The sequence below is a fragment of the Pseudoalteromonas sp. RB2-MNA-CIBAN-0110 genome, assembly GCF_040309305.1.
GTDB lineage: Bacteria > Pseudomonadota > Gammaproteobacteria > Enterobacterales > Alteromonadaceae > Pseudoalteromonas > Pseudoalteromonas arctica.
In genome coordinates this window covers 37,037-43,633 of sequence record NZ_JBEOOQ010000044.1, presented here as the reverse complement: position 1 = coordinate 43,633, position 6,597 = coordinate 37,037, and the positions used below count along the sequence as shown (strand labels likewise).

The window sequence follows — 6,597 nt, the reverse complement described above, 5'->3', positions numbered from 1 at the left end:
CTGCTAAAGCCTGGGTCTCACATTACCCGAACCTGGTATTAATATTAATTAATTTATGGGTTTATTATCCATACAAGTCGTTAAAGCAGAGGATAATTAACAAGACACCCATCCTAAATTTTGCACTTTTCGAAGTTAGAGGCTAGCCTTTGTTTAGTGCAAAAAACAAGCAGGGTGTCACATGGCAATTGCAAGAAAGCGTCAAGTAAGTTTGGTTGATACAAAATATTATCACTGTATTTCGCGTTGCGTGCGCCGTGCATTTTTATGTGGTGAAGACCACTTTACAGGTCAACCTTACGAGCACCCCAGAGGCTGGGTTGAAGTTAAGCTGCTTGAGTTAGCTAAGGTATTTTGTATTGATATATGTGCTTATACCGTTATGAGTAATCATACGCACTTAGTGCTGTATGGCGTATGTCGATTTAAACCTAATTAGAGCTAAAATGGCTAACACGCCTGAGGAATCAGACCACACCAGCGTTAAACAGCGACTAACATATGCAAAAGAAGGCAAACAACCAAAACAACTACTGCGCTTTGCAGGCATGCCACGTCAGATAATGCCAAAAGGACTCCCGTTTGAGCTTAAATCGTACCTTGAACTTGTTGAATTAACAGGGCGCTGTATACGAGAGGGTAAACGTGGTTATATTGAAAGTACACACTTACCCTTACTCGAAAGAGTTCATATTTCCCCCGAAAACTGGTTAAAGCTTACAACCCAATTTACGCGCGTATTTCATGGCGCAGTAGGCAGGCCAGCCTCACAAGCAAGTTATTGTGAAAACTTAAAGCGAAAGCGGCGAGCGAATATCAGTAACTGCGAAAAACTACTGGCATAAAATTTAAACTACTCAGTAAAACTATTCAGTAATAAATCACAACTGCATTATGCAGTTATTTTCATGCGCTTAATTTAGGTTTAAGCGTGATAATGAGTTATTTTATGGATGAAAAGTAAGTAACCGAGTAGTAAAAGATAAATTCTTAACCTAAAAAGTGAATCTAGCCTAGATTGACTTTATTTATTTGGAGTGGCTGTCTGGTTTAATAATCTATACTAATAATCTATACAGATTTAGTATTTTTTGATTACTGCCAAGTGAAAGTAAAAAGAATGTCAGTTAAGAATTGATTACACCTCAACTAAAAACCATCATACTATTATCCGTACTTCACAGATTACAGCCGTTTTTGTGGCGTTATAGAACTAAGGAAGATTTAATGTATGCGTAAGTTATTAATATATATTTTAGTCGGGTTTACTTTTCTACAGTGGTCAAATTTTGTAAATGCTACATCCCTGAATGAAGCATACAAAAATCACCAAAGTAACGTTCAAGTACAAGATTCGGGAATTGTTGTTCGTATATTAAACGATGATAATCAAGGCTCACGTCATCAAAAATTTATTCTTAAATTAAGTACAGGTATTACTATTTTAATTGCACATAATATTGACCTTGCCCCAAGAATTAATTTGATTTCAAAGGGTGATACTGTTCAATTTTACGGTGAGTATGAGTGGAATAAAAAAGGGGGCGTAGTACACTGGACTCATAAAGATCCAAATGGACATCACGTTGATGGTTGGTTAAAGCACAAAGGTAAAACGTACCAATAGCTTCATAACGGTCTCTTCAAGTAAAAGCGCAAGGAAAACGAAAAATGACAATGCAATGGATAGCGATTCTAGCGGCTTTAGGCTGGTGTTTATTACAAGTAATTACCTTGCTTATATCTTCACAATGTATTTTTTTAATGATCGAGTTTCGCTCTAATAATGAGCATAAACTGTATCAAAAACTTCTATCAAACTTTATTATATATCTGTTTTACTCCCTATTTATTTTACCATTCATCTCTCTAAGTCTGTTCATATATGGTGTTATTAACATTACAGAATGGTGTGAGCTTAAGCCTGGATTGTGGGTATTTGCTGCTTGGTGGTTGGCTCTATTTGTACTTTCTTTTTCTCTATCAATGAAGAAAAAATATCGTATTTAAAGGAGTATTAATACCTGCTGTCAGAAAGTTGATAACTTAAAAAATAGCTTACTAATTAGCTATATAATGAATCATCAATAATAATCCCCACTTTAGAATGTATTCTCTACTTAATATTACCATACACATTCTCAGGATTTATTTGCATTAGTAGTGCGGGGTTATCTATCGGTTTAAACCCGTATTGCGCATAAAGGCCATGCGCATCAGAAGTAGCTAATAAAAAGCGCCTGAGCCCTTGCAGCTCAGGGTGCTCTACTATCGTATTAATAAGTAACTTACTCAGCCCATTACCTTGCGAGTGCGGGGCAATAAATACATCGGCTAAATAGGCAAAGGTTGCTTTATCGGTCACTACTCGGGCAAAGCCAACTTGTTCGTTATGAGCGCTGTAAACACCAAAGCACATTGAGTTATCAATAGCCGATTGCATCACGCTTTTAGGAATGCCTTTGGCCCAATAGCTATTAGCAATAAAGTTATAAATAACGTTAAAGTTAAGTTTGCTTTTTTCTGTGCTTATTGAGTAGTTACTAATGTTTACTGTCATAAGTTAGTAGTCTTTTTTATCAATGTTTTTATAAACATTTCTATAGAACGTTCCTATAAATAGTATTTAACGTTCCTATAGTCTATAAATAATCTTTAACGTTTTTAAGCTGTTTGTCGTGTACTCTTGAAAGTACTAACAGCGAGCAAATAGCCCCAAATAACGCCAGTCCCATATCTGATTGGGTATCCCACACGTAACCTTGCGTGCCTAAAAACGCTTCTGCGTTTTCGCCGCTTAATACTGCAACCCACCATTCTATTAATTCGTAAAACGCGCTAAATGCTAAACATACCGAAATAACAAAGGTGATTAACCAACCTCGACCATTTACTACTTTTTTGCGCAGTAAAATTTCGCGTGCTAGTAGTGCAGGTACAAACCCTTGAAAAAAGTGCCCTACTTTGTCGTAGTTATTACGCTCGCTACCAAATAGATTATCGAAAAAAGGGACTTCGGCGTAGGTGTAATGCCCGCCAATCATCAGCACAATGCAATGCGCTAAAATAAATGTATATAAAATAGGAGTAAGTTTAAAGTGGCTATAGGTACTTGCTAGCAGCACTAAACCAATAATTGCGGGGATAACTTCAAGCAGCCATGTAAATTGATCTTTTGGGTTAATACCAGACCAAATTAATACAATAAAAAACAGGCTCAGCCATAAATACTTCATTTAGAATCCTTTTCTAAATTGATCAAATTTACGGCATTTTACGCCTTTGAAATAAACGACGCTACCTATAGTTTGTTTTTGCAGTAATGCGATTAAACAAAGTAGGAAAAAAGCGCTTAATTGTGGGCGCCCAACCACTTAAACCTTTGCCAATAATCACTTCGTCTTTTTTATTACTAATGGCACGAATCATTTTTGAAGCAGCTACGCTTACATCCATGCCATTTTCTATCGACTCTTCTGGTTTATTTTGCGCTATGCCTTGCTCGTTTAGTGAGTTATGCGCAATTGCTGTTTTAATAGAGCCTGGGCAAATTGTTAAACAATGAATATTATGTTGTGCTACTTCTGCACGTAGGCAATCCATAAAACCAACAACCGCATATTTAGAACCCGAATAACCCGTTCTAAATTTTGAACCTACTTTACCCGCCACACTACTAATAGACACAATTGAACCACTGCGCCTTGCCACCATAGTAGGTAATACAGCTTTAGTAAGTGCAATTAAGCCAAAGTAATTAACCTCCATTAATTGGCGGTACACGTTAAAGTCGTTTTCTAAAAATAAGCTACGCTGCGATACGCCGCCGTTATTAATTAAAATATCTATTGCAGGAAGCTCGCTCATTTTTGCTGTTATTGTACTCAGTACATGCTCTGGCTGTGCTAAGTCCAGCGGCACAACTAAGTGCCCTTCGCCTTTAAGCGTTGCTTTTAAATCGTTTAGTTTATCTACATTGCGCGCCGATAAAATAACGCGCGCTCCAAGCTCGGCAAATTGTATAGCAAGCTCTTTACCAATACCTGATGATGCGCCGGTGATCCACACGGTTTTATTATTATATTGCATGCGTTATCTGCCCTTTTATTGTTATTTATTAGGTTTTATAAAGGTACTTAGTAAAATATTTTACGCCTTTGTAGGACCTGCTATTGCGTTTACTTCATCTTCTAATGTTTTGTAAAAACCCATTAAAAATAGTAGTTCAACAGTTACGTACAAAGGACCAATAATTAAACCAATTAGGTCATCTACAAACGCCGGTTTTTTACCTTCGTAATAGTGCCCAATAAACTGTAATACCCAGCCAAATACAAACACACCTACGCCAATACTCAACCAAGGCCAAAACGCCATTGCCGCAATAGGCTGAGCACCAACAAGGAGTAAAGTGAATATCACGGCCATAATAAAGCCAAGCGAAAAGCTCAGCATAAAATAATAAACAACCGACGCTAATACAAAAAGTTGTGCACCATCAATTACTACACTACCAAGGGGTATTTGAATGCGCGCTAGTAAACACAACGCTGCAAATACAATGAGCGGAATACCAATAAAGTGCGTTAGTACATTACGTTTAGAACGATGATACAAACCATATTTACCAAGTTGCTGTTGAAGTGTTTTCATTGTTTTGCCTTTATTTTTATATATAAAACTTACTTTAGCAAAAGTAGACACAACAACAATGTCAGGTATCCGACATTTTGTAAATTAAACAAATGCAGAAATTATTTTACCCGGCTCATGCTCACCTTGCATATCCGTTCGCTCGCGCCCTTTTTGATACTCTTGCTCAAGCATTTTTTGAAGTTCCTCTATTTTATCAGCAATTGCGCTAGGGTCTGCGCCCTCACTTTGCTGTTCTTTAATGAGCTCTTCTATTGTCGCTTTTAGCTCGTCTATTTTGTTTTTGTTTACACCTAAGCGCTGATAAACCAACGCTTCTTGAGCACTTTCTAAAAACGTTGGTTCTTTAGGGGCTGAGGTAATGCCTTTAGCATCACTTGTTTTTTCATTAGGAAGGACATTAGTTGCCGCAACTTCGCTTGGACCTGCCGCTTTATTTACTGTAGGAGAGTTATAATTACTATATTGATTTTTAAAGGTTATTGTAGTCATTAGCTCAAATCCATTGTTGCGTTACATTATCTATAGCAATTTTGGTTCCAACTAAATAAAACAGCCTCTATTTAAGCCTGTGTAGCACGCGCCTGTAACTTTTGTTTATCTAAAACAGTTATGCGTTGATACCCCAAACTAATGGCTTGTAGGCTAACAAGCTGTTGCAGTATTTGATTAATAGTTTGGCGCGTTAGGTAGGTCATATCAGCAAGTTGCTGCTGAGATAAAACAAGTGGTGTTAAGTCCTCTGTATGCTCGCTGAGCATTAAAAGTCGATTGCATACTTTTTGCTCAGCACTTAGTAATGCGTGATCTTCCATTGAGGTAAACATTAGGCGTAACTTTTGTGCCAGCAATAAACCAAACTCTTGCCAATATTGTGGCTGTTCGTTTAATAGCTGTTCAAGCTCGCGTTGGGGAACGTAAAAAAGCACAACATCAGTTTGTGCATATACGTCATGAGTACGCAGGCCACCATCAAACAAGGTAACTTCGCCAAACCACAATGATGAATCAATAAAGCTCAATACGGCTTCTTTGCCTTCGTTACTTACGCCACTAATACGCACCACGCCGCTAAGTACGGCATAAATTCCATCGTGCTTATCACCTCGCAAAAATAATGATTGCTGAGCTTTTAGCGAGAGCGTTTTGCCCTGCGTTAATAAAAAGCTTTTTAAATAAGCGCTACGGTTTTTAAACCAATGCCCTTGCTCTATAACGTTTTGCTGCTGTGGAGTCATTATTTACTGCATTTGCTTATTAAATGGCTGTTTTTCGATAACCAATTTTTTAGGGAAATTTAAATCGGTTGCTATAACAAAATCATCGTAAGGATCATTACCCGAAAACAGCTCAGTTATTAATGTATCGTTTTTATAAACATTAACGGTTACACCGCTGCCCATACCGCCTGAGTTAATAATATAATAATGATATTCGCCGTTACTAAAAAATAAAATACTCTCGCCAATACGCCCTACTTGCCTGTAGTAACTACCAAATGGTGCATCTGGTGTTGCTTCTTTTTCAAGCCCTATGTCATTAACTCTACCAAATCGATAACTAAGCGATGAGTCATCTTTTGCAACACAAATAGAAAGCACTTTATCGGTAGGCTCTAACTTGTAGGCTGTACTTTCATCTGGGTTACGCACAACTTTATGCATTTTTGCGTTAATGTAGGCTGCTTCATTACTTTTACAATGTGTTGCTAGCATACCGACCACTAAAGCGGGTTCGTTTGTTTGAGCTGCTGGAGGTGTGTTTTCTTTGAGATTAGAGGGTAAGTTACTTGCATTACTATTTAGCTGAGGGCTATCTTGCATTGCCATGCTTTGGTCGTCGCAACCAAACAGTGCAAACAAGAAGAAAGAATAAAAGCTCGCTAAAAATTTAATGCGCATAATAAAATCCATCTATGAGAGAGCCTTTAAAATAGCGATAAAA

At 37.5% G+C, this 6,597-nt stretch carries 9 protein-coding genes and 1 pseudogene; 3 read left to right on the top strand and 7 right to left on the bottom strand.

What is annotated here, in order from left to right; all coding sequences use genetic code 11:
* Positions 1-181 precede the first annotated feature (181 nt).
* The 3 genes and pseudogenes from AAEY68_RS17905 to AAEY68_RS17895 all read left to right on the top strand — a co-directional run bounded on the left by AAEY68_RS17905 (position 182) and on the right by AAEY68_RS17895 (position 2,010).
* Positions 182-845 (top strand): annotated as a pseudogene (locus AAEY68_RS17905) (hypothetical protein).
* A 386-nt stretch (positions 846-1,231) separates the two neighbouring features.
* Entirely contained in the window at positions 1,232-1,627 is a 396-nt protein-coding gene (locus AAEY68_RS17900; protein WP_197173887.1) for a DUF3465 domain-containing protein, read from the top strand.
* A gap of 44 nt (positions 1,628-1,671) precedes the next feature.
* The gene (locus AAEY68_RS17895) at positions 1,672-2,010 is read left to right on the top strand and encodes a hypothetical protein (protein ID WP_350586599.1); all 339 of its coding nucleotides are present in this window, start codon (positions 1,672-1,674) and stop codon (positions 2,008-2,010) included.
* A gap of 106 nt (positions 2,011-2,116) precedes the next feature.
* Here AAEY68_RS17895 and AAEY68_RS17890 read toward each other — a convergent pair whose 3' ends face one another.
* The 7 genes from AAEY68_RS17890 to AAEY68_RS17860 form a co-directional block, all read right to left on the bottom strand.
* Positions 2,117-2,560, bottom strand: a complete 444-nt coding sequence (locus AAEY68_RS17890) for a GNAT family N-acetyltransferase (protein WP_350586598.1) — start codon at positions 2,558-2,560, stop codon at positions 2,117-2,119.
* Positions 2,561-2,642: 82 nt separating this feature from the next.
* Positions 2,643-3,236 carry a DUF2238 domain-containing protein gene (locus AAEY68_RS17885; RefSeq protein ID WP_007375475.1) on the bottom strand — a complete coding sequence of 198 codons (594 nt, stop codon included), beginning with the start codon at positions 3,234-3,236 and terminating at the stop codon, positions 2,643-2,645.
* 61 nt (positions 3,237-3,297) lie between these two features.
* On the bottom strand, positions 3,298-4,089 hold the full coding sequence (locus tag AAEY68_RS17880; RefSeq protein ID WP_008169689.1) for an SDR family oxidoreductase: 792 nt from the start codon (positions 4,087-4,089) through the stop codon (positions 3,298-3,300).
* A gap of 60 nt (positions 4,090-4,149) precedes the next feature.
* Complete coding sequence (locus AAEY68_RS17875) at positions 4,150-4,653, bottom strand: Mpo1 family 2-hydroxy fatty acid dioxygenase (protein WP_010553511.1); 504 nt, start codon at positions 4,651-4,653, stop codon at positions 4,150-4,152.
* 84 nt (positions 4,654-4,737) lie between these two features.
* Positions 4,738-5,145 (bottom strand): hypothetical protein, encoded by a 408-nt coding sequence (locus AAEY68_RS17870; RefSeq protein ID WP_350586597.1) that lies wholly within the window; start codon positions 5,143-5,145, stop codon positions 4,738-4,740.
* Between the two features lie 71 nt (positions 5,146-5,216).
* Positions 5,217-5,891 carry a Crp/Fnr family transcriptional regulator gene (locus AAEY68_RS17865; RefSeq protein WP_350586596.1) on the bottom strand — a complete coding sequence of 225 codons (675 nt, stop codon included), beginning with the start codon at positions 5,889-5,891 and terminating at the stop codon, positions 5,217-5,219.
* Between the two features lie 3 nt (positions 5,892-5,894).
* Positions 5,895-6,566 carry a hypothetical protein gene (locus AAEY68_RS17860; protein ID WP_502935713.1) on the bottom strand — a complete coding sequence of 224 codons (672 nt, stop codon included), beginning with the start codon at positions 6,564-6,566 and terminating at the stop codon, positions 5,895-5,897.
* Positions 6,567-6,597 lie beyond the last annotated feature (31 nt).

What these genes read in the sequence shown, in the direction of transcription:
- AAEY68_RS17880 (WP_008169689.1), bottom strand. Translation starts at nt 4,089, where the DNA reads ATGCAATATAATAATAAAACCGTGTGGATCACCGGCGCATCATCAGGT.
- AAEY68_RS17895 (WP_350586599.1), top strand. Translation starts at nt 1,672, where the DNA reads ATGACAATGCAATGGATAGCGATTCTAGCGGCTTTAGGCTGGTGTTTA.
- AAEY68_RS17900 (WP_197173887.1), top strand. Translation starts at nt 1,232, where the DNA reads ATGCGTAAGTTATTAATATATATTTTAGTCGGGTTTACTTTTCTACAG.
- AAEY68_RS17865 (WP_350586596.1), bottom strand. Translation starts at nt 5,891, where the DNA reads ATGACTCCACAGCAGCAAAACGTTATAGAGCAAGGGCATTGGTTTAAA.
- AAEY68_RS17860 (WP_502935713.1), bottom strand. Translation starts at nt 6,566, where the DNA reads ATGGATTTTATTATGCGCATTAAATTTTTAGCGAGCTTTTATTCTTTC.
- AAEY68_RS17885 (WP_007375475.1), bottom strand. Translation starts at nt 3,236, where the DNA reads ATGAAGTATTTATGGCTGAGCCTGTTTTTTATTGTATTAATTTGGTCT.
- AAEY68_RS17870 (WP_350586597.1), bottom strand. Translation starts at nt 5,145, where the DNA reads ATGACTACAATAACCTTTAAAAATCAATATAGTAATTATAACTCTCCT.
- AAEY68_RS17875 (WP_010553511.1), bottom strand. Translation starts at nt 4,653, where the DNA reads ATGAAAACACTTCAACAGCAACTTGGTAAATATGGTTTGTATCATCGT.
- AAEY68_RS17890 (WP_350586598.1), bottom strand. Translation starts at nt 2,560, where the DNA reads ATGACAGTAAACATTAGTAACTACTCAATAAGCACAGAAAAAAGCAAA.